Below are 20,972 nucleotides of genomic sequence, written 5' to 3'. Positions count from 1 at the left end.
TTTTCATTAATTAATTGATAAAAGTGTAGGACTTGAGCAGCTTAAGATGCTGATCAAAGAAATATAAAGAAGAGAAAAAATAGATGGCGTCCCTACGGGGATTCGAACCCCGGTTACCGCCGTGAAAGGGCGATGTCCTAGGCCTCTAGACGATAGGGACGTTTAGAAGATGGCGGTATCTTATTGATCCGCCACCAGAGTGTCAAGCAGGTGAGGTGCGAGTTTGTTTAAAATATAGCAAAACAGTTCAGCGGTCTTCTGCGTATCATATAATGCAGAATGGGCTTCTTTGCCATCAAACTCAATCCCAGCCTGAATACAGGATTTTGCCAGTACGGTCTGACCAAACATCACCGCACTTAAAGTCACTGTATCGAAGACAGAAAAACTATGAAATGGGTTCTGGTTTTTGGTTCCGGTACGCGCAATCGCGGCCTGAAGAAAACCCAAATCGAAATGTGCATTGTGTCCAACTAAAACTGCATGGGTACAGTTTTGCTGGCGACGCACTTCATTCACAGATTTAAAAATACGCTTAAGCGCAGTTTTTTCATCTTCGGCCATTGCGATTCGCATCGGATTCGAAGGATCGATCCCAATAAACTCCAGCGAACGTCGGTCGAGATTTGCCCCTTCGAAAGGATTGATATGTGCATGGTAAGCTTGACCCGGCACAAATTGACCCTCCTCATTATAAACAATCGGAATGGCCGCAATTTCCAGCAATGCATCAGTCTGCGCATTAAAACCTGCAGTCTCGACATCGACAACTACAGGTAAGAATCCACGAAAACGTTGACCAATGATTGGGAGCGTTTCATTTGTCACACTTTTCTCCATTGAATGGTTTTACCAGCATACAGTGGGATAATCTGTTCACCATCCAGATAGTCTAAACTTTCAGGGATTACTTGATCTTCTTTAACCAGGGTAATGGTATTGGTATTACGTGGCAGGCCATAGAAGTCTGCACCAAAATGGCTGGCAAAACCTTCCAGGCGTTCAATTTTACCCACCTGATCAAATGCCTGAGCATACAGCTCAATGGCAGTCGGCGCACTATAACATCCTGCACAGCCACACGCATTTTCTTTTGCATTTTTTGAATGCGGCGCGCTATCTGTTCCCAGGAAAAATTTAGGATTACCGCTGGTTGCGACTTCCAGCAAAGTTTGCTGATGCGTTTGACGTTTTAAAATCGGCAAGCAGTAGAAATGCGGCTTGATCCCACCAACCAGCATGTCATTGCGGTTAAACAATAAATGTTGCGGCGTAATGGTTGCAGCGACATTACGGTCTTGCTCAAGTACAAAGTTTGCTGCTTCGCTGGTGGTGATGTGTTCGAGCACCAGTTTCAGCTTGGGAAATTGTCTGAGTAAGGGAGCCAGCACTTCATCCAGGAAACGCTTTTCACGGTCAAAAATATCGACATGATTATGCGTCACTTCACCATGTAGCAATAAAGGCACTTGGTGTTCTTCAAGCTGTTCAATTACGCCGTAGACTTTGCTCATATCGCTCACACCACTATCGGAGTTGGTGGTCGCACCCGCAGGATAGAGCTTGATGGCATTGACATGCGCAGATTCTTTGATCTTTTTAACTTCGCTTGCCGGGGTGTTGTCAGTGAAATACAGCACCATACGCGGGTCGAAATTTACCCCTTCAGGCACATGTGCCATGATACGTTCACGGTAGACATTGGCTTCTTCGACAGTTTTAACGGGTGGCACCAGATTTGGCATGCAAATGGCGCGAGAAAACTGCTTGGCTAAATCGGGAACGGTACGTTGAAGTGCTAAACCATCACGCAGGTGAACGTGCCAATCATCTGGCTGGAGAATCGTAATCGTATTCAAGGCAAATTCAGTCGAACAAATAAAACAAATGATAATCCATCTATAGTAAAAATGGTAACGAGAAAGCGCTACAAAATAAGGGATATGTATAAATTAATTTTAAAAAGTATGTTATTTTAAAATTAATAAAAAAATTACATAAATACTTGGCAATGGAATACAAGTACAATCTAGCGAAATTGCAAGATGATAAAGAAGACATAGAACAACTGATTACACGGCAAAGCCAGCGTGTAGGCCCGGTCTTCCCTCAAAATCTGGAACAAGAATTCTGGACCAAAAATCTGGAACGCGCCCGCAAACATGTCGAAAAATATGTGTGGGCTGGGGTATTGGCCTATTTCCTTTTTTTAGTGGTAATGATTCCTACAGATTACTGGAGCATCAGCAAAGAATATTTCGTGCATGATTTTGTCCTGTGTATGTTGGGCCTGCTCAATGGCGGCGTGTCATTAATCATTTTTTATATGTTCTCCTGTTTACCCAAGATCAAGCGCTTTTTTCCTCAGGCTTCGATGCTGTTGGTGTTCTGGGTACAGGTGTCAGTTTCATGTATCACCATGTCGATTAAAACTGAAGCCTTGCAGCATCAATCCATGGCGATAGTCACGATCGTGTATATCCTGGGTTATATTCTGACCGGTATTAAACCGATTCAGATGCTGGTCACCGGATTACTCGCTGCGGCAACTACTATTCTTGTATTGTTTAGCCTTTCAGTTGAATTTAATCCTATGGTTTTTGGACGGATTTTAATTGGAAGTTGCTTGCTGGGTTATGTGATTAGCCATATGATTTTTGCCCGTGAGCGTGTGATTTTTCTCTATAGTATTCGCGCCAGAATCAGTGAGCAGATCCAGCGTATTCATACCAACGAATTATTACATTTGAGTCAGTATGATGAACTGACCAAGATTTCCAATCGACGCACCTTTGATGAGACACTGGAGGTCCATTTCGAACGTGCACGCCGTGAAGAAACGGCTTTGGCGATTCTGTTTATCGATGTAGATTTCTTTAAAAATTACAACGATTTTTATGGACATCAGAAAGGTGATGATGTCATTTCGACGATTGCCAAAACCATCAAGAATGCGATCCGTCATATGGACTTTGTCGCACGTTATGGCGGGGAGGAGTTTGTAGTGCTCTTGCCAGAAACGGATGCACATGGTGCTTATGCAGTGGCTTCAAATATTTTTAAGGCGATTGACCGTCTGGAAATCCCGCATGAAAAATCCTCGGTTGCGAAACATATCACCATCAGTTTAGGCATTACCGTCTATCGTGGTGAGGAAGATATTGATAAGGATGCATTGTTGGGAATCGCGGATCAGGCGCTATATCGTGCCAAACAGCTTGGACGCAACCAGATTTATTATCAGTCTATTCGATCAGTCAATTCAGATATTGCAAATGGCTAGAGATTATTAAAATGAATAAAACAATCATCAATAAAAAACCGCGCTCAGGGCGCGGTTTTTTGCTTAAGACAAAACTTAGTTTTTGTCTTTCAGTTGTGGCACTGCAGATGCAGAACCGACTGCCAGTAAACCAGTTTCTGTATAGATGCCCAGTTTCGCACGTGTATCCGTGATATCCAGGTTACGCATAGTCAACTGACCGATACGATCCATCGGCGAGAACATAGAATCACCTTTCTCCATAGTTAAACGCTCAGCTTCATAAGTGAGGTTTGGAGATTCAGTGTTCATAATCGTGTAATCATTACCACGACGAAGTTCGATTGTTACTGTGCCAGTAACTGCTTTAGCGACCCAACGCTGTGCAGTTTCACGTAGCATAAGCGCTTGAGAATCGAACCAGCGACCTTGGTACAGCAAACGACCTAAACGTAAACCGTTAATGCGGTATTGTTCAATCGTATCTTCGTTATGAATACCCGTTACCAGACGCTCATAAGCAATGTGAAGCAGCGCCATACCCGGAGCTTCATAGATACCGCGAGATTTCGCTTCGATGATACGGTTTTCGATTTGATCCGACATACCTAGACCGTGACGGCCACCGATGCGGTTCGCTTCAAGAATAAATTCAACTGGATCTTCAATGCGTTGACCGTTAATCGCAACCGGGAAGCCTTCTTCAAAAGTAATCGATACTTCTTCAGCTTTCACTTCTACGTCATCTTTCCAGAACGCAACGCCCATGATTGGCTCAACGATTTTGATGCCTGCATTCAGGTATTCAAGATCTTTGGCTTCGTGCGTCGCACCCAGCATGTTTGAGTCAGTTGAATAAGCTTTTTCTTTTGACATTTTATAGTCAAAACCATTGTCGATCAGGAACTGTGACATTTCTGCACGGCCGCCCAGCTCGTCAATGAAGGTTTGGTCTAACCAAGGCTTGTAAATTTTAAGCGCAGGATTGGTCAACAAGCCATAACGGTAGAAACGTTCAATGTCATTGCCTTTATAAGTCGAACCGTCACCCCAGATGTTAACGTCATCTTCTTTCATGGCAGTTACAAGCATGGTGCCAGTTACTGCACGACCCAATGGTGTCGTGTTGAAATAAGGCATACCACCTGTAGAAATATGGAACGCACCACATTGAATTGCAGCAATACCTTCTAATGCAAGCTGTAAACGGCAGTCGATTAAACGTGCTTTTACTGCGCCATAAGCTTCAGCTTTTTTTGGAATCGCATCGTAATCGTCTTCGTCTGGCTGACCCAAGTTTGCTGTGTAAGCATAAGGTTCAGCGCCTTTTTGTTTCATCCACAAAAGAGCAGCAGAAGTATCTAGACCACCAGAGAAGGCAATACCAACTTTTTTACCTACTGGGACATTCTGCAAGATAGTTGCATTATCAGACATTGTTCATCCTAATGATATGAAATAGGCACGCCAGAATTGGTGGCCTGAAAAAATACATATTGCATCAATTGTATCATTAATTTATTTAGGTTTGCTTTAGAAAAGAAAAACTCGTTTTAAAATCTCTATTCAATAGGCTTAAATAATCATAAATCGCACGATTTTAACCAGAATCCTGCTGAAAAAGTAAAAAATTGGTTATATTCAGCCGAATAATTTAAAAACCAGATAAAACAGGAATAAAAGCATGGCGACTCATATCCCACCTTTACCTAATTTAAATCCTAAAACCAAGAATGAAACACTGGCACTGTTGCATGGGATTTATGCCGGCCTGATTGGTTTTAGTACAGTGCTGTTTTTATATCTTGAATATCAGCAATCCAGTATTTCCATGCTGAGTTTAGGTGTGGTGCTGCTGCTTTTAGGCTTGTTGATGTTTTTTAATATCCAGGCCAGTATAAAGGTGAAGCAGGGCAATGGTTCAGGACGTACTTTATCCAGAATAATGGCTATTCTGATGTTGCTGAGTTTTCCAATTGGTACAGTATTGGGCGTGATTGCATTATGGAAATCCAGCGCACGACAATGGCAGAACTAATTCGTCATGTATAGAAAGAACTGTTTCGAAGATTGATATTTGTGCCTGAAAATGCTGAACTCCGGGTCATAAAAAGCCGCTGAAAATCAGTTAAAGTAAGGGAATGACTTGCTCAGCCAAATATAATCAGGGATTTGTTATGACCACGACGCGCTATGCCAATATTTTAAAACCACTTCATCTGGGTTTCACCACCATTAAAAACCGGGTGGTAATGGGATCGATGCATACTGGTCTGGAAGACCGCTTCTATAACTATCCTAAACTGGCTGCGTATTTTGGTGAACGAGCAAAGGGTGGCGTAGGTCTGCTGATTACAGGGGGAATATCGCCAAACCGTCAAGGCTGGTTGTTGCCGGCGGGCGGTACCATGAATACCTTGGGCGATATTGCGCCACATCGTCTGGTAACGCATGCAGTGCATAAGCATGGCGCCAAAATTCTTTTGCAGATTCTGCATGCCGGACGTTATGGCTATCAGCCTTTTGTGGTTTCAGCCAGTCCGATCAAATCGCCGATTTCTCCTTTTAAACCGCGTGAAATGTCAGATAAACAGATTCTGAATACCATTCAGGATTATGTAAAAACTGCCAGCATTGCCAAAAAAGCCGGCTATGATGGCGTGGAAATCATGGGTTCTGAAGGCTATTTGCTGAATCAGTTTTTAAGCCGTCATGTCAATCAGCGTAACGACCGTTGGGGTGGCCCGATCGAAAACCGGATGCGTTTTGCCGTAGAAATTGTTAAAGCGATTCGTTCTGAAATTGGTGAGAAATTTATTATCTGTTTCCGTTTGTCGCTTCTCGATTTGGTGCATGATGGCAATACCATGCAGGAAGTCATTACCGTAGCTAAAGCTTTGGAAAAGGCTGGAATTACTTTGCTCAATACCGGGATTGGCTGGCATGAAGCACGTATTCCCACCATTGTGACTTCTGTACCGCGAGCTGCTTTTGTTGATTATACCGCTGAAGTCAAAAAACATGTTTCAGTGCCGGTGATTGCATCCAACCGGATCAATATGCCAGACACTGCCGAGGCGATTCTGGCCTCTGGTCAGGCAGATATGGTGCAGATGGCACGTCCACTTTTGGCCGATGCTTTCTGGGTCAATAAAACCGCGACCAATCGTGTTGATGAAATCAATACCTGTATTGCCTGTAATCAGGCTTGTCTGGATCATACCTTTAAAAACCAGCGGGCAACCTGTCTGGTCAATCCGCGTGCCGCTTATGAAACCGAACTGGTTTATATCAAAACCAAAAAACCGAAAAGTATTGCAGTGATTGGCGGGGGAGTTGCAGGTCTGTCTGCTGCTACGGTCGCAGCCAGTCGCGGGCATGATGTGACGCTTTTTGAGGCCAATCATGAAGTAGGCGGGCAGTTCAACCTGGCTAAAGTCATTCCAGGGAAAGAGGAATTTCACGAAACGATTCGTTATTTTAAAGTGCAGCTAGAAAAAACCGGAGTTGATCTGCGTCTCAATACCCGTGTCAATCGCGAGCAGTTGGAGCGTGAAGGTTTTGATGAGGTGATTGTGGCTACAGGTGTCGTGCCGCGTGCCTTGAATATCGAAGGCAGTCAGGCACCACAAGTCTTGTCTTATGCAGAAGTGCTACGCGGCGCGCCTGTCGGTGATCGTGTTGCGGTCATCGGCGCGGGTGGTATTGGTTTTGATGTGTCGGAGTTTTTATTAAAGCCGCCGCATCAGGTACAGCCGCAACCTGTGGATGAGTGGAAACGTGAATGGGGTGTTGATTCCCAACCAGATTATGTGACTGAAGGCGGGTTACAGCGTGCTGAAGTCGAACCACCAGTACGGGAAATTTATTTATTACAACGTAAAAAAACACCACTTGGCGCAGGACTGGGCAAGACTTCAGGCTGGGTACATCGTGCCCAGTTAAAAAAACATGCCGTGCGGATGTTGCGCGGTGTGCAATATAAATCTGTCACGGATGAAGGCTTATGGATTGAGGTAGATGGCCATGCTCAATTATTGCGTGTGGATACCATTGTGGTATGTGCAGGTCAGGAATCGGTAAAAGACCTGATGCCGAGTGCTGGGGAAAATACCTTGGCGCAGTATCATATTATTGGCGGTGCAAAACTGGCTGCTGAACTCGATGCCAAGCGCGCCATTCGTGAGGGAGCGGAATTAGCAGCTAAACTGTAAGGATTTGATGAAACTATATGCAGTTGATTGCATTCACTGTAATTTTCACTTGTCAGCCGGACAAAAGCTCCGTATTATTGCGCCCATGGAAGCGTGGCAGAGCGGTTTAATGCACCGGTCTTGAAAACCGACGAGGGTGTGAGTCCTCCGTGAGTTCGAATCTCACCGCTTCCGCCAAATTTTAAAAACCCCAGTCGAAAGATTGGGGTTTTTTTATTTCTATGATTTTAATAAAACGATTTAAAATAAGCTGATAGCGAACAAAGTCAAAATTTTAAAATTCCATAATTAATAAATATTCTTTAATTGCCTACTTCAATTTTGATTAATGCCAACGCAATTCTTTCCACATGTTGGTAAGCCGGTTGTTCCAGTTCTTCACCAAAAATATCCGGGTCAATTTCTTCATAGGACCAGATTATATTTTGATGCTGTTTCATCAAATCTTTAAGATGCTGCAAAAACAGATTGCCATGTTCAGTCACGGTCACACCGGTATATAGAAATAAATGTCCGCCAGAATTCAGGCGCTGTAGACCTTCTTTTATAATCCTGAATGATAAATCACAGCCATCCAGCGCATTACCGCCATGACGATATTGACGTTGTTCGGGATCAATTAAATACGGTGGATTAGCAAAAATCAGATCAAATTTTCCATCAAGATTGGAAAATAAATTACTTTGAACCGGATGAATATGGTTTAAGCCGGCAAAACTGATATTAATCTGGCTATAGAGCAAGGCTTTGGGATTCAGGTCTGCAACCATCATTTCATTCACATCTGGAAAATGTCTGGCAATACTGATTGCGGCTGCTGAAGTGCCACAACACATTTCCACGACCCGTTTGAAAGGGTGAGTCTGAGCAGCTAGATATTGCTTGAGATGATAGATAAAGCGATAAGTATCCGGACCAAAAAATACCGCATCTTGCTGAGTAGTCGGAAAAGCTGAATGAATAAAGAGTTCGCCATCGAGTGAAGAAACTCGAATCTGACTCAAGTATTGATCTTCCTGAACCTGTAGAAGTTGATGTTCTTGCAATAATTCAAACAGAACGGGATCAAGATCAGTTTTTTTAAAGTTTAGATTCCAGCCAAAGATATCCTGAAGGGTTCTGTGCTTATAAATTTTATTCTTTTTCCGATTCAGAATTCGCTGGTGGGAAAGTGGTGTAATGGTCGTGAACTGATAATCTTGTTGTTTTAAAAAGGCTAATAAATAAAACAAAGCTTGTTGCTGGATGCTTTGCATCTCTAAAATCTGGTTCATACGGATATGCTCTTCTATTTATTTAACCTACATGAAAAGATCAATTCACTTTATGGCTGCAAAAGACAATATCAAAACCAGTCGCGAATGATCAAAGCTATACAGCAATGGATTTCATAGAAATGGATCAGTTTATATTCACCTAAATAATGCATTGCTTAGGTAAAAATGTGATGAGAATTGGTTGGATTTGTATAGGTAGCAGGCATAATTTTCTTAGTTAAGAAACCTTATTATGATATTGCCACCTATTATTTCTTATTTACGATTATATGTATAAAAATGGCTATTAATCACTGGGATCAATAGCCATTAGAGCTGAGAGCTTTAAAAGCTTAGTTGGGTACTTCCGGCAAATCAAACCAGATCACTTGCGCATCTTCGCTTGCTTTAATTTCTGTATCATCTAGAAAAGCAATTGCGCCGCCCGCTTCCACTGTATGTTCAGCGATCTGGACAGTGCCAGAAACAACATGTACATAATTAATATGCTGGGTCGCTTTCACTTCCAGACTTTGGCCTTGCTGAATCACCGCAGTTTTGACTTCGGCATTCTGACGAATATGCATCGGTGCATTGTCATTCGGACCACAAATCAAATGCCACTGGTTCGGTTGCTCATGCGGGTCAAGACGGATTTGCTGATAATTCGGCTTGGCATCACGTTCATTTGGAATAATCCAGATTTGCAGTAAATGGACCTGTTCGTCGCCTTGGTTCATTTCACTGTGTCGCACACCGGTTCCTGCACTCATCAGTTGCCATTCACCCGCAGCGATTCCGCCATGATTGCCCATGCTATCCTGATGGGTAATGGTTCCTTTCAGCACACAGGTCAGGATTTCCATATTGTCATGTGGATGTGTTCCAAAACCCTGATGTCCATCAATTAGATCATCATTAATAACGCGTAAAGCACTGATACCCATATACTTTGGGTTATACCAGTTACCAAATGAGAAGCTGTGTTTAGACTCCAGCCAGCCCATTTTTACATGACCACGATTTTCGCTAGGATGTAGAAAAGCATTCATGATTTTATCTCGACATTATTTTTAACTTGAGATCATCATACTGTCGTTTTATAACTGAAAAAATCTCAAATAGGCGACAGATCATTGCATTTTTGCAACGACAGAGCTGAAAGTAAATATAAGGAATAAAAAAGCCCGCTCAAAAGCAGGCTATTTTTATTCAAATCGGCAGACCGATCATCATTCTAAGAAACGAACCGTTACCCCAGATTTGACTTTACGGCCAAGATCATTGGCATCCCAGTTAGTCAAACGAATACAACCATGTGACGCTGTTTTCGAAATGGTAGACGGGTTTGGTGTTCCGTGAATACCAAATGATTTCTTGCTTAAACCAATCCAGATATTCCCGACAGGACCGTTAGGACCCGGTGGTAAAGATAGTGGTTTTAAGTTTTTACCTTGTACAAAGTTAGACGGTGAATAGCTGTACCAAGGGTTTGGTGCAACACCTGTTACTTTATAGGTTCCGGTCGGAGATGGTGTATCCGCACTACCAATGGTGGCAGGGAATGACGCGATCATTTGATTTTTACTGTTAAATAAGTACAGTTGTTTCGCACCTTTATGTGCAACAATCAAGTGAATACCTTCAGGCAAGTCATTACGTACATTACTGACCAGTAATTTTTCCCCAACTTTATTAAAGTTAGCATTTGGATTGAGTTTCTTTAAGAAATTCTCATCCATATGGAATTTTTCGCTCAACATTTCACTGACACGTGTGTAGTACAAGCCTTTCATTTTCGCCTGTAACGCATAATCTGAAGGAATAGACTTGGCAAATGGGCCTGCCAGATCTTTTTCAGTAATGGTGTATTCAACAAAGGCTGGCTTAGAACCCTGACGTGCAACTAGTTTATCCCAGGTTTCCTGAGTCAAAACACCTGTCGGTTTAATGCCATTCATTTGCTGGAAAGATGCAATGGCTTTTAGTGTATTTTTACCGCTGGTTCCGTCAATCGCACCTGGTGATGCATGGGCATTATTCAGCATGACATGCGCACGTGCGTAAACTGGGAATTGACCTGCACCGATATTTTCATACCATTGGGCATTGTTTAAACCGTCTAAAGTCCAAGAAGCTTTGGTCATCGCAGAGTTAGTCGGTGCTTTGGTATTTGGTGCTGCGCCAACAGAGGCAGTCTGATCTTCGGTATCCTGTAGCTCATTCAGCGCTTCAGATGCCTGTTTTAAGTCTTGTTGTTCTTGTGCAGTAATTTGCGCTTCTGCAGGTGCTGCTTGGGCCGCTGAAGCTTCAGTTGCTAATGGATCAATCGGATCTTGCACTGCAACATCAGTCACCACTTGGGGTTTTAATGGTTGTTCAGCAGTAGACGCGGCAAAAACTTGACCTGCGAAAATGCAACCTAGACTCACAGCGAGCATTGTGCGAACGAACATGTAACTCAACCTTAAGAATTATTTCTTTAACTATGTGAAAAAACACTATAAGTATTACAGAAAAAATGTGGAGATGCAGTAGTTGTTTTGTGTAAATCACTAGGTTGCCGTTCAATCCGATCGGTTTTTAAAGTTGCCAGAAGTTATTAAAACTGCGGCCTTTTTGCTATGATGTTGGCAATGTCAAAGAAAGATGGGAATGTGAATGACGACCTTAAAAAATGATCGTTTTCTGCGCGCATTGTTGCGTGAGCCTGTAGATGCTACGCCAGTATGGATGATGCGTCAGGCTGGCCGTTATTTGCCTGAGTACCGCGAAACGCGTACCAAGGCAGGAGATTTCCTTTCGCTTTGCAAGAATACTGAACTGGCCTGTGAAGTAACTTTGCAGCCTTTACGCCGTTATGATCTTGATGCCGCGATTTTATTCTCGGATATCTTGACGGTTCCGGATGCTTTGGGACTGGGGCTGTATTTTGAAGCCGGTGAAGGCCCGAAATTTCACAAGACCATCCGTACCGAACAGGATGTCGCCAATCTGCCTGCATTTAATGCCAAGTCGGATCTGGATTATGTGATGAATGCCGTTTCGACCATTCGTTCAGCCTTGGGCGGTCAGGTTCCTCTGATTGGTTTCTCGGGCAGTCCATGGACTCTGGCAACGTATATGGTCGAAGGCGGTTCAAGCAAGGATTTCCGTTTTACCAAACAGATGATGTATGCGCAGCCTGAAGTTTTGCATGCTTTACTGGATCGTCTGGCTGATGCAGTGACTGAATATTTGAATGCGCAGATCTATGCGGGTGCACAAGCGGTACAGATCTTTGATAGTTGGGGTGGGGCATTAGCACATCGTGAATATATCGAGTTCTCGCTGAACTATATGCAGAAGATTGTCGCTGGTTTGCAACGTGAGAAAGACGGCCGCAAGATTCCGGTAATTCTGTTTACCAAAGGTGGCGGTCAATGGTTGGAACCGATGATTACGACAGGCGCAGATGCATTTGGTCTGGACTGGACCACGCCATTGAATGTCGCTCGTCAAACGGTTGCTGGTCGTGCAGCACTTCAGGGTAACCTGGATCCTGCAACTTTATATGGTTCATCAGACACCATCATTAAAGCGACAAAAGCCATGCTGGATGATGCCTATGCCAATGGCGAGAAAACCGGTTATGTTGCCAATTTAGGTCATGGTATTACCCAGTGGGTTGATCCGGCGAATCCAAAAGCATTTATTGATACCGTACATGAGTATAGTGCCAAATATCTTTAGGATGTAAACCTTGATCGATCTATTCAAATCAGGGTTTGAATTTACTTATAAGGCAGCTTCGGCTGCCTTATTTGGGATTTTACTCCTGCTCGCTTTTGCGCTGACTGCTTCTATGGGCAGCGATCTCTTCTTTGGTTTTTACCGGTATGACTATCTGCTTTTTTTTGCTTTGCTGATTCAGGTGATATTGCTCTATACCAAACTGGAATCCTGGGCTGAAGCCAAAGTGATTGCGTTATTTCATCTCATGGCCATGGTGATGGAAATCTTCCTGACCCATCCGGCAATTGCTTCCTGGCATTACCCTCAACCCGCAATATTTAAAATCCTGACCGTGCCTTTATTTGCCGGTTTTATGTATTCTGCGGTCGGCAGTTTTTTTGCGCGCTCTTTACGTCTATATCAGGTTTCATTTGAAAAACTGCCGCGTTTTAGCCATATGCTGACATTGGCTGTCTTGTCTTATATCAACTTTATGAGCAAGTTTTTTATTCCCGATTATCGGGTGATTTTATTTGTCTGGAGCGTGCTGATGTTCTGGAAAACCAGAATTCGCTTTCAGCTGAATCGGCATACTTTTCAGTTGCCGATGTTACCCGTACTGCTGATTCTGGCGTTTATTATCTGGATTGCCGAGAACATCAGTACCTTTTACCAGATCTGGCTCTATCCAAGCCAGATTGAGCAATGGCATATGGTGGGATGGGGCAAACTGGGCTCCTGGTATTTGTTGTTATTGCTGAGTCTGGTGTTAGTACTGAAAATCTTGGGACAGCGTAATTCACAAGGCGATTGGGCGCTCAAGGAACAGTAAAATCAATCAGGTTATGTTTATGTAAAGCATACATTTTTTCAATTGCGCCAAACTTGACTTGTCGCTACTCTGCTGAGTATGTAATTTAAATTACATTATTAGAGTAATAACAAAGATTGCATGAGAATAATTGGAGAATAACTATGTTGAAAAAAATTATGCTGGCGGCGGTATTGGCGACTGGTTCAAGCATGGCGATGGCTGACCGAGATGTCGGTTGTGGTATCGGAAGCCAGGTGTGGGCGGGTCAGTCTGGTATTATTCCTAAACTCTTTGCAGGTACGACCAACGTTCTGTTCACGAATCAGTGGCTCGGGATCACTTTTGGTACTTTAGGTTGTAGCCAGGGCGGTACCGTAACCGCTCAAGTGGTGACCTTTACCAATGAAAACGCTGAAACATTGGCGCGTGATATGGCAGTTGGAGAGGGTGAAAGCCTGAATGTTCTGGCTGAACTTTTGAATATTAAATCTGAAGATAAAGCTCGTTTCTTTAGCGTTTCCAAGCAGAATTTCTCTGAAATTTATTCCGAAGAAAACCAGAATACATTACAAGTTTTAAGCACCTTACAAACTGTGATGGCCAAAGATGAAGTATTGAAATCCTACATCTGATCCGCACCCTAAAAACCCTGCTGTTCTGGCAGGGTTTTCTTATGACTAAAAGAAATTGATGAGAATAAGTTAACTGAATGAAATATGCGTTCTTCATGTTGGGCCTGACATTCAGCCCTTTAAGTTTTTCTAGCGAAATTAATCCAGACATCCAGCATTATATCGCTCAGGCCGAAACTCAGCATCTGGATCAGAGCACTACCTGGCAACGTCTCATGTATGCCAATCCCCAAGGTCATAGCGAGGTTAACTATTCGGGCTATTTCCTGGCAGAGCAGGGAAAAACTGATCTAAAAAAAGAAATGCAGCATAACATTCAGGCTTTATTCCTGAGCGCAGAGCCGAATCAGTCCGTCCGCTGTAAGTTTCCTGCACGCAGCAGCTGGTTAATGCAGCAATTGAATATTTCCGAGCAACAATTGCCTGCGGTCAGTTGCCCGGATTTGGATAAATGGATTGGCGAGGTCAAGCCTTATCAGGCAACCCTGATCTATGCCACGGATTTTATGGGTAATCCCAGCTCGATGTTTGGTCATACCTTGTTGCGTCTGGATCCTAAAGACCAGCAACAACTCAATCTGATTTCTTATGCGGTCAACTATGCTGCGACGGTCGATGGCAATGACAACTGGTCCTTTGCCTGGAAAGGGCTGACCGGACAATATCCGGGTGAATATTCCCTGATGCCATATTACCGCAAGGTCAAAGAATATGGTGACTTTGAAAGCCGGGATTTGTGGGAATATGAATTAAACTTAAGCCCGCAAGAAACCAGATTTTTGGTACAGCATCTCTGGGAAATGCAAAATGTAAGTTTCCCTTATTATTTTATCAATGATAATTGTGCTTATCGCCTGCTGGGGCTATTTGATCTGGTACGTCCCGAGTTAAATCTACAGAAACAGTTTAATTCGACTGCGATTCCGATTGAAACACTGAAAGTCGTAGAACAGCAGGGTTTGATCAAACAGAAAGTTTACCGTCCAGCGCTTGAAACTCAATTGCTGGCTCAATCCAGACAGCATGGCAAAGCGCTGGCAAAAACTGCGCATCAGTTAGCTTATGCAGAAACAGGTGTAATACTTTCAATTTTGCAGCCTTATCCGGCAGAAGATCAGGCCAAAATTCTGGAAATGGCCTATGATCATTTATATCTGGACTTTCTCCGACAAAAAGTCGATGAATCTTTTGTTCAACCACGTTTTCGTAAGTTATTAGGCTTAAGAAGCCAGCTGGATATCGAGAAACAGCGTAAAGCGCCTGAACGTCCAAAAATAGATCCGGTACAAAGCCATCATGCACGCAATATCAGTCTTCAGGCCGGACAGGTTCAGGGTGAATCCTTTGTCCAGCTAGGGCATCGGCAAGCCTATCATGATCTTATCGATCCGCAAGGTGGTTTTCGAACAGGCACACAATTATTGTTTCTAGATGGGGCTTTGCAATATCGTGACAGTGAGCTCAAACTGGAACAGCTTGATCTATTTACCGTCAATTCCTATAACCCGGTCAATCCGTTTAATACGCCATTGTCCTGGGGTTTTAATCTGGGCTGGCAACAGGAGGCACTGGATGCGCATGGCCAGTTTAGTGAAGATGAGCAGCATGGCGTCGCCAGCTTAAAAACTCAGGGCGGTTATAGCTGGGCAAATGCCAGCCGTGAACATCTATGTTATGCACAAATGCAAACTCAGCTACAGGCAGGCAAGGCACTTGATCAAGGCTGGCGCGTAGGTGCAGGCCCTACTGTGGGGTGCCAGAATATCTGGAGCGATCAGATCAACAGTCTGGTGCAGGTGGAACTGCCTTATTGGGAGGATTCGCATCGCTGGCAGCTGAAACTGAATACTGAACTCCAATATGCATTCAATCCACAACATGCACTTCGGCTGTCTTGGGAATATCAGCAACAGCAGTCCAAAGACTGGGATCAATGGAGTCTTGGTTTGATCCGGTATTTTTAAGATTGAGTTAAAACTGATTAGCACTATTCATAAAGTGCTGTGTATCCATGAGGCTACTGTTCGGTTTTCCCTTGTATAAAAAAATTGGCTGGGTTGGGTATAAATAATCTGGTCGATATTTTAGGAAAAATACCTGATATTTGCTATATTTATCACATAATGTGAGTGCAAATTGCAAGGTTTTGGGGAACAGACAGTATGAATAATGAATGCATGGCAAGACTGGCCGAGCAATGGGAACAGATCTGTCAAAATTATTCATCTGATGACTTATTGCATGCCTTTCACTTTATTCAAGATCATTCCCTGATTCTGGTGGAAGAATTCTATAAAAACATGCTCATTGAAAAGGAATCTGCAGAATTCTTTTCTGATGACTTGATTCAACAGCGCTTGCGTGACACTTTAAATGCCTGGCTACTTGAAAGCTTTAGTGTAGGAATTAATAAACGCTATGCCGATGCCGTGCAGAAACAGGCGATGGTGGGGCATGTGCATGCGCGTGTCGGAATTCCGTCCTGGCTGATCATGCGCGGTGTACGTGAAATTGAATCATCCGATGCTGTCCAAGTCTGAGTTCGGTTTATGGTTTATCCATAAAGCCTCTTATGCTTTTACCGGTTCTGATCAGGTCGATTTAATCATTGAACGGATTTATCAAGTCGATGAACTTAATCAAGATATTATGGACTGTACGGACAAAAACAATATGCTGGGACTGATCCAGCAGATCCGTGACTTAAACCGCGAAATTCAGTTGTTGGTAGATCAGTTATTTCAGGTGGCCGAATATATTGAATCAGGTAATGATTCATTGACCCAGTTACTGAATCGCCGTTATTTGAATACGATTATTTCATGTGAAATCACTTTTTCCCGTAAGAATCATACGCCTTTGTCTTTACTTGCCATTGATGCTGATTATTTCAAAAGTATTAATGGCAAATTCGGACATGCAGCAGGTGATCTGGCTTTGAAATTTCTGGCCGAAGCATTGCAAAAATACAGTCAGGGCAGTGATTATGCTTTCCGGGTCGGCGGTGAAGAGTTTTTGCTGTTACTGGTGGATACTGATGAAAAACGTGCCCTCAATATTGCTGAAAGTATTCGTAAATATATTGAAAATGGCATGATTAATTCGGCACAAGGCCAGCAGTTTAAATTTACGGTCAGTATTGGTTGTGTGCTTTATGATGGACATCCGGATTATCAGCGCTTCCTGAATGCGGCAGATTCTGCCTTGTATATGGCGAAGAACAACGGGCGTAACAGAGTCTATATGGCTCATCAGTCCTTGAATCCAGTCGCACAGCCACTCTCTGTTTAAATGAAAGATATTTATCCAGTTGCAGCCTGCTGCTCTATAAATTCCTGAAATTTCTTTTTTTGCTGAAGATATTCGGGATGATTTTTAGCTTCATCCCATTTCTGTTTAAAAATTTTGGCAGCAGCGGCTTTAACAGGATCTTCCTGATTGCGTGGCAGCTCGGAACGGCCATGCGCGCCACTTAAACCTTTTTTGTCTTCCGGAACCGGACCGTCATACTTTTTGCCGCCTTTATGATTGGCATAACGCCGGGCACGGGTAAAACCCATCTGTAAAAACTTGCGTGCCATGTCAGCACCAATAAAATCTCCTTGTTTTAAATAGTCCAAGAAAAGCTGATAGATTTTCTCGCTACTGGCTTGGGCTTTTGCTTCATCTGCAAAGCGCCAGTGTGGCAGGATTTCCGATTTATAAGGCTCAACCAGTAATACACCTTGTTCACCACGGCCAATCCGGTAGAGCTCGGGTCGTTTACGAAAATTAATCTTTGCAAAGTCCAGAGAATAATCAAAACTATTCGAAACTACACGTGACGGACGTTTTGGTGGGGTTACTTTGGCAGATGACTTCATATTCGGCCTTTTCTGAAATTTAAAATGACTCAATATTTCAGCTAATACAAATTATGAAAATGAAAGGCAGGATACAGAAAAGCCCCTGTCTTCTAGAACTAGGGGCTTTCATTTTACTTCGATTTTTTCGAACTGGTCTTCGAGGTTTTAGCCTTGGTTGACTTGCTCTTAGAGGAGCTACTCGACTGCTTTTTAGCAGGCGCCGATTTTTTTGAAGAAGACTTTTTCACTTTAGTGTCGTCTTTACTCTTGTTGCTGCTTTTCGCTTTAGCCGGTTTTTTCGCAGAAGAGGTCTTTTGGTCTTTCGCTTTATCACTCGCTTTTGAGCTCGAATTTTTCTTCGCCTTCACTTTTTCATCTTTGCTGGCATTGTCTTTCTTAGAAGATGCCGCTTTAGATTTACTGCTCGCCGCTTTTTTAGTGACTTTGCGATCACTGTCTTTGTCACTACTCTTATTCGACTTTTTCAGTTTCTCATCTTGGGTCTTTTTAGCAGTTTTTGCTGATTTTTTGCTGTCTTTCGCCTGGTTATTTTTACTATTCGCCATGGTTACTTTCCTTATCATTAAAAATCAATCAGAAAGATATAAAGCGCTTTGCTGTATATCAACTTCAAATTACTTTAATGGGAGAGCGGCAGGATTAAAACTTTATCGTGTATCCAAGTGTAGGCTTGTTGCAAACACAAGCAGGAATTGTTTGAGTTCTAGACTGAAACATAGCAAGTTTTGGGACAGGTCTTTAAACCCTGTTACCAGGTGTTATTTATAGCAAGTGAGCTTTTGAATTAAGTATTGATATCCTCTTCCTTTAAAAGCAAAAAACCCCGAATGATCGAGGCTTTGAGTAACTTATTTTTAAGCTTTAATAATTAATAGCTTTCTGGAACCGCACTTAAAAATTCACGACGTGTTTCTTTGTCGGTTTTAAAATCACCAATAAATGATACCGTACGTGTGGTTGATTCCTGCTTGCCTACACCGCGCATCATCATGCACATGTGCGCAGAATCAATCATTACTGCAACACCGCGTGCTTTGGTGACTTCAGCCACTGCTTCTGCAATTTGCTGAGTCAGATTTTCCTGAATTTGCAAACGGCGTGCAAACATTTCAGTAATGCGGGCAAATTTAGACAGGCCTAAAACATGACCTTCTGGCAAATAGGCGATATGTACGCGGCCATAAAATGGCAATAAGTGATGCTCACATAGCGAATAAAATTCGATGTTTTTGACCAGTACCATTTCACGGTTATCGGAAGGGAAGACCGCCTTGTTGGTCACTTCTTCAAGTGTCTGGCTATAACCCGAGGTTAAATATGAAAATGCTTTCGCAGCGCGCACAGGCGTATCTTTGAGACCAGGGCGATTTAGATCTTCGCCAACGGCAGTAAGAATGTTTGCGTAGGATTGCTGCATAGTCATATGACGTATTCACTTAAACTGAGAATGAACAAGGACGGCATTGTAGCAGAAAACTTTTACAATGCCTTGTTTTGAGGCTAAAACCGTTTACTGTTTGAACTTTGGATTCTTTTCTGCACGTTTGAGCAGAACCAATACCGCACCGGTACCACCTTGCTTTTCAGGTGCACTGACAAAAGCCAAAACATCGCGATGCTGACGCAGCCAGCCGTTCACATAGGTTTTTAAAATCGCTTCCGGACCTTTGCCATGTACGATTTTAATCACGTTCTGGTTTTCATCTTTGGCGATCTGGATAATTTGCAGCACGGCTTGACGCGCTTCTTCCACAGTACAGCCATGCAGATCCACAGCTTCAAACCAGCGCAAGTTACCGGCTTTCAAGTCTTCAAACACTTTATGCTGCAAGGTGGCAATGCGGTAACTCAAGTTGGCCTGACTCCCGACAGGATTGAGCATGGCTTGAGTATCTGATAAAGCCATTGCCTCTGTTTCCATCGGGCCAGTAGCCGCTGCACGCTTTGCCAGGATTTGTGCATCCGGCTTTTTCTTGCGTGGCTTGTCCAGTTGAACCGTATTGCCCGATTCAATTTTTTGCACGCCCTGCATTTGCTTGCGGAATAATTCAAGTTCTTCTAAAGCCTCTTGCTCGACAGTCTTTTCAACAGGTGCAGCAACGACCGCAGGCGTTTGCGGCTGTGTAATTTGCTTCTTAAAAGATTTCAGCAGGTTGTACTGATCTTTAGATAACGAAGAATCGTGTTTACTCATAATGTAAAAACAAGGGAGATACGGAATTTACAAGAATTATAGTCTGAAAATAGACAAAGGAGAACTGAATTGCGTTCATGACATTCGCTGAGGATTTTAAATACGCTCGAGATTCTATGATCTACTTTTTAATATTGAAAATAAAAAAGCCCAATCCTGAGATTGGGCTTTTTAAGTGCTTAGGTAAGTATTTACAACTTTAAACTGCTTCAGGCTCACCAAACAGATCACGGAAAGCATGATCCGGACGTGGCTGTTTCATAAAGCTTTCGCCGACCAAGAAGGCGTGAATATCATGTTCCTGCATCATGGCGACATCGGAAGGGGTTGCAATACCGCTTTCAGTCACCAGCAAGCGTGAAGGATCCAGTAATTTTTTCAAACGAATCGAGGTGTTCAAATCCACATCAAAGGTTTTTAAATTACGGTTATTCACGCCGAGCAAACAACGATCTGAAAGCTTTAAAGCACGGGATAGTTCTTCTTCATCGTGAACTTCAACCAGTACATCCAGATGATGTTCAAATGCAGTTTTGGACATTTCTTCTAACTGCTGGTCAGACAGGCAAGCCACAATTAGCAAGATACAGTCTGCATGCAGGGCACGTGCTTCGATGACCCCATAAGGATCGATCAGAAAGTCTTTGCGCAGTGCAGGCAGGTCGCAATGTGAACGGGCAATCTGAATATTGTCATCATGTCCTTGGAAAAAGTCTACATCGGTCAGCACCGATAAACAGGCTGCGCCTGCCTCCTGATACTGTGCTGCAATTTCCGCAGGGTTAAAGTTCTCGCGAATAATGCCCTTAGATGGCGAAGCTTTCTTAATTTCAGCAATGACACCCGGACGTTTCGACACTAAAGACCGGGCAAAACCACGCACAGGTGATGCACCTTGTGCCAGTTCTTCCAGATCTTTATAGCTTTTCTGCTTTAAACGTAGGGCAAATTCTTCTTTTTTACGGTCAACAATTTTGCCTAAAATTGTATTTGCGATATCCACCATGATCAAAATCCCTG

The 20,972-nt window shown here is 43.1% G+C and carries 18 protein-coding genes, 2 tRNA genes and 1 pseudogene; 9 read left to right on the top strand and 12 right to left on the bottom strand.

Annotation, left to right across the window (positions count from 1 at the left end):
• Positions 1 to 84: 84 nt before the first annotated feature.
• The 3 genes from PYW33_RS10550 to pyrC all read right to left on the bottom strand — a co-directional run bounded on the left by PYW33_RS10550 (position 85) and on the right by pyrC (position 1,859).
• Positions 85 to 160, bottom strand: a tRNA-Glu gene (locus tag PYW33_RS10550).
• A 20-nt stretch (positions 161 to 180) separates the two neighbouring features.
• A complete protein-coding gene (rnt, locus tag PYW33_RS10545) occupies positions 181 to 840 on the bottom strand; it encodes a ribonuclease T (RefSeq protein WP_004279557.1) in 660 nt (219 codons plus the stop codon).
• A complete protein-coding gene (gene pyrC, locus PYW33_RS10540) occupies positions 825 to 1,859 on the bottom strand; it encodes a dihydroorotase (RefSeq protein ID WP_004646380.1) in 1,035 nt (344 codons plus the stop codon). The genes rnt and pyrC overlap by 16 nt, the downstream gene beginning before the upstream one ends.
• Before the next feature lie 152 nt (positions 1,860 to 2,011).
• Here pyrC and PYW33_RS10535 point away from each other — a divergent pair, with 152 nt between their 5' ends.
• Positions 2,012 to 3,283, top strand: coding sequence for a GGDEF domain-containing protein (locus tag PYW33_RS10535; protein ID WP_004646381.1), 1,272 nt, complete (start codon positions 2,012 to 2,014; stop codon positions 3,281 to 3,283).
• Positions 3,284 to 3,358: 75 nt separating this feature from the next.
• Here PYW33_RS10535 and argG read toward each other — a convergent pair whose 3' ends face one another.
• On the bottom strand, positions 3,359 to 4,699 hold the full coding sequence (argG, locus tag PYW33_RS10530) for an argininosuccinate synthase (protein WP_004279561.1): 1,341 nt from the start codon (positions 4,697 to 4,699) through the stop codon (positions 3,359 to 3,361).
• Positions 4,700 to 4,946: 247 nt separating this feature from the next.
• Between argG and PYW33_RS10525 the strand changes: the two genes are divergently transcribed.
• The 3 genes from PYW33_RS10525 (at position 4,947) to PYW33_RS10515 (ending at position 7,653) form a co-directional block, all read left to right on the top strand.
• Positions 4,947 to 5,300, top strand: coding sequence for a hypothetical protein (locus PYW33_RS10525; RefSeq protein WP_004646383.1), 354 nt, complete (start codon positions 4,947 to 4,949; stop codon positions 5,298 to 5,300).
• 139 nt (positions 5,301 to 5,439) lie between these two features.
• Positions 5,440 to 7,476, top strand: coding sequence for an NADPH-dependent 2,4-dienoyl-CoA reductase (locus tag PYW33_RS10520; RefSeq protein WP_004646384.1), 2,037 nt, complete (start codon positions 5,440 to 5,442; stop codon positions 7,474 to 7,476).
• Between the two features lie 87 nt (positions 7,477 to 7,563).
• Positions 7,564 to 7,653, top strand: a tRNA-Ser gene (locus PYW33_RS10515).
• A 125-nt stretch (positions 7,654 to 7,778) separates the two neighbouring features.
• Here the strand turns inward: PYW33_RS10515 and PYW33_RS10510 are convergent.
• The 3 genes from PYW33_RS10510 to PYW33_RS10500 form a co-directional block, all read right to left on the bottom strand.
• Positions 7,779 to 8,750, bottom strand: a complete 972-nt coding sequence (locus PYW33_RS10510; RefSeq protein WP_004646385.1) for a methyltransferase — start codon at positions 8,748 to 8,750, stop codon at positions 7,779 to 7,781.
• A 335-nt stretch (positions 8,751 to 9,085) separates the two neighbouring features.
• On the bottom strand, positions 9,086 to 9,784 hold the full coding sequence (locus tag PYW33_RS10505) for a pirin family protein (protein WP_004646386.1): 699 nt from the start codon (positions 9,782 to 9,784) through the stop codon (positions 9,086 to 9,088).
• 180 nt (positions 9,785 to 9,964) lie between these two features.
• A complete protein-coding gene (locus PYW33_RS10500; RefSeq protein ID WP_004646387.1) occupies positions 9,965 to 11,188 on the bottom strand; it encodes a L,D-transpeptidase family protein in 1,224 nt (407 codons plus the stop codon).
• 205 nt (positions 11,189 to 11,393) lie between these two features.
• On the opposite strand from PYW33_RS10500, the gene hemE reads away from it, so the two are divergent.
• The 5 genes and pseudogenes from hemE to PYW33_RS10475 all read left to right on the top strand — a co-directional run bounded on the left by hemE (position 11,394) and on the right by PYW33_RS10475 (position 17,183).
• On the top strand, positions 11,394 to 12,464 hold the full coding sequence (hemE, locus tag PYW33_RS10495; protein WP_004646388.1) for a uroporphyrinogen decarboxylase: 1,071 nt from the start codon (positions 11,394 to 11,396) through the stop codon (positions 12,462 to 12,464).
• A 10-nt stretch (positions 12,465 to 12,474) separates the two neighbouring features.
• A complete protein-coding gene (locus PYW33_RS10490) occupies positions 12,475 to 13,278 on the top strand; it encodes a DUF817 family protein (protein ID WP_004646389.1) in 804 nt (267 codons plus the stop codon).
• A gap of 143 nt (positions 13,279 to 13,421) precedes the next feature.
• On the top strand, positions 13,422 to 13,892 hold the full coding sequence (locus PYW33_RS10485) for a DUF3015 family protein (protein WP_004646390.1): 471 nt from the start codon (positions 13,422 to 13,424) through the stop codon (positions 13,890 to 13,892).
• 77 nt (positions 13,893 to 13,969) lie between these two features.
• Entirely contained in the window at positions 13,970 to 15,856 is a 1,887-nt protein-coding gene (locus tag PYW33_RS10480; protein ID WP_004646391.1) for an Lnb N-terminal periplasmic domain-containing protein, read from the top strand.
• Positions 15,857 to 16,054: 198 nt separating this feature from the next.
• A pseudogene (locus PYW33_RS10475) lies at positions 16,055 to 17,183 on the top strand (GGDEF domain-containing protein).
• A gap of 11 nt (positions 17,184 to 17,194) precedes the next feature.
• On the opposite strand, the gene PYW33_RS10470 reads toward PYW33_RS10475, so the two are convergent.
• From PYW33_RS10470 to trpC, 5 genes are all read right to left on the bottom strand, one after another.
• Positions 17,195 to 17,755, bottom strand: coding sequence for a DUF4385 domain-containing protein (locus tag PYW33_RS10470; RefSeq protein ID WP_004646395.1), 561 nt, complete (start codon positions 17,753 to 17,755; stop codon positions 17,195 to 17,197).
• A gap of 113 nt (positions 17,756 to 17,868) precedes the next feature.
• A complete protein-coding gene (locus tag PYW33_RS10465; RefSeq protein WP_004646396.1) occupies positions 17,869 to 18,303 on the bottom strand; it encodes a hypothetical protein in 435 nt (144 codons plus the stop codon).
• A 323-nt stretch (positions 18,304 to 18,626) separates the two neighbouring features.
• Positions 18,627 to 19,175: a GTP cyclohydrolase I FolE gene (folE, locus tag PYW33_RS10460; RefSeq protein ID WP_004730181.1), complete on the bottom strand. Its 549-nt coding sequence runs from the start codon at positions 19,173 to 19,175 to the stop codon at positions 18,627 to 18,629.
• 93 nt (positions 19,176 to 19,268) lie between these two features.
• Positions 19,269 to 19,952: a Smr/MutS family protein gene (locus tag PYW33_RS10455; RefSeq protein ID WP_004646397.1), complete on the bottom strand. Its 684-nt coding sequence runs from the start codon at positions 19,950 to 19,952 to the stop codon at positions 19,269 to 19,271.
• Between the two features lie 199 nt (positions 19,953 to 20,151).
• Positions 20,152 to 20,958: an indole-3-glycerol phosphate synthase TrpC gene (gene trpC, locus PYW33_RS10450; protein ID WP_004646398.1), complete on the bottom strand. Its 807-nt coding sequence runs from the start codon at positions 20,956 to 20,958 to the stop codon at positions 20,152 to 20,154.
• Positions 20,959 to 20,972: the final 14 nt, after the last annotated feature.

This window comes from Acinetobacter lwoffii, from assembly GCF_029024105.1.
Lineage (GTDB): Bacteria > Pseudomonadota > Gammaproteobacteria > Pseudomonadales > Moraxellaceae > Acinetobacter > Acinetobacter lwoffii.
This window is presented reverse-complemented; position numbering and strand designations above follow the sequence as displayed.

Coding starts and splice junctions, on each gene's coding strand:
- rnt (WP_004279557.1), bottom strand. CDS start 840: ATGGAGAAAAGTGTGACAAATGAAACGCTCCCAATCATTGGTCAACGT.
- PYW33_RS10535 (WP_004646381.1), top strand. CDS start 2,012: ATGGAATACAAGTACAATCTAGCGAAATTGCAAGATGATAAAGAAGAC.
- argG (WP_004279561.1), bottom strand. CDS start 4,699: ATGTCTGATAATGCAACTATCTTGCAGAATGTCCCAGTAGGTAAAAAA.
- PYW33_RS10525 (WP_004646383.1), top strand. CDS start 4,947: ATGGCGACTCATATCCCACCTTTACCTAATTTAAATCCTAAAACCAAG.
- PYW33_RS10520 (WP_004646384.1), top strand. CDS start 5,440: ATGACCACGACGCGCTATGCCAATATTTTAAAACCACTTCATCTGGGT.
- PYW33_RS10510 (WP_004646385.1), bottom strand. CDS start 8,750: ATGAACCAGATTTTAGAGATGCAAAGCATCCAGCAACAAGCTTTGTTT.
- PYW33_RS10505 (WP_004646386.1), bottom strand. CDS start 9,784: ATGAATGCTTTTCTACATCCTAGCGAAAATCGTGGTCATGTAAAAATG.
- PYW33_RS10500 (WP_004646387.1), bottom strand. CDS start 11,188: ATGTTCGTTCGCACAATGCTCGCTGTGAGTCTAGGTTGCATTTTCGCA.
- hemE (WP_004646388.1), top strand. CDS start 11,394: ATGACGACCTTAAAAAATGATCGTTTTCTGCGCGCATTGTTGCGTGAG.
- PYW33_RS10485 (WP_004646390.1), top strand. CDS start 13,422: ATGTTGAAAAAAATTATGCTGGCGGCGGTATTGGCGACTGGTTCAAGC.
- PYW33_RS10480 (WP_004646391.1), top strand. CDS start 13,970: ATGAAATATGCGTTCTTCATGTTGGGCCTGACATTCAGCCCTTTAAGT.
- PYW33_RS10470 (WP_004646395.1), bottom strand. CDS start 17,755: ATGAAGTCATCTGCCAAAGTAACCCCACCAAAACGTCCGTCACGTGTA.
- PYW33_RS10465 (WP_004646396.1), bottom strand. CDS start 18,303: ATGGCGAATAGTAAAAATAACCAGGCGAAAGACAGCAAAAAATCAGCA.
- folE (WP_004730181.1), bottom strand. CDS start 19,175: ATGCAGCAATCCTACGCAAACATTCTTACTGCCGTTGGCGAAGATCTA.
- PYW33_RS10455 (WP_004646397.1), bottom strand. CDS start 19,952: ATGAGTAAACACGATTCTTCGTTATCTAAAGATCAGTACAACCTGCTG.
- trpC (WP_004646398.1), bottom strand. CDS start 20,958: ATGGTGGATATCGCAAATACAATTTTAGGCAAAATTGTTGACCGTAAA.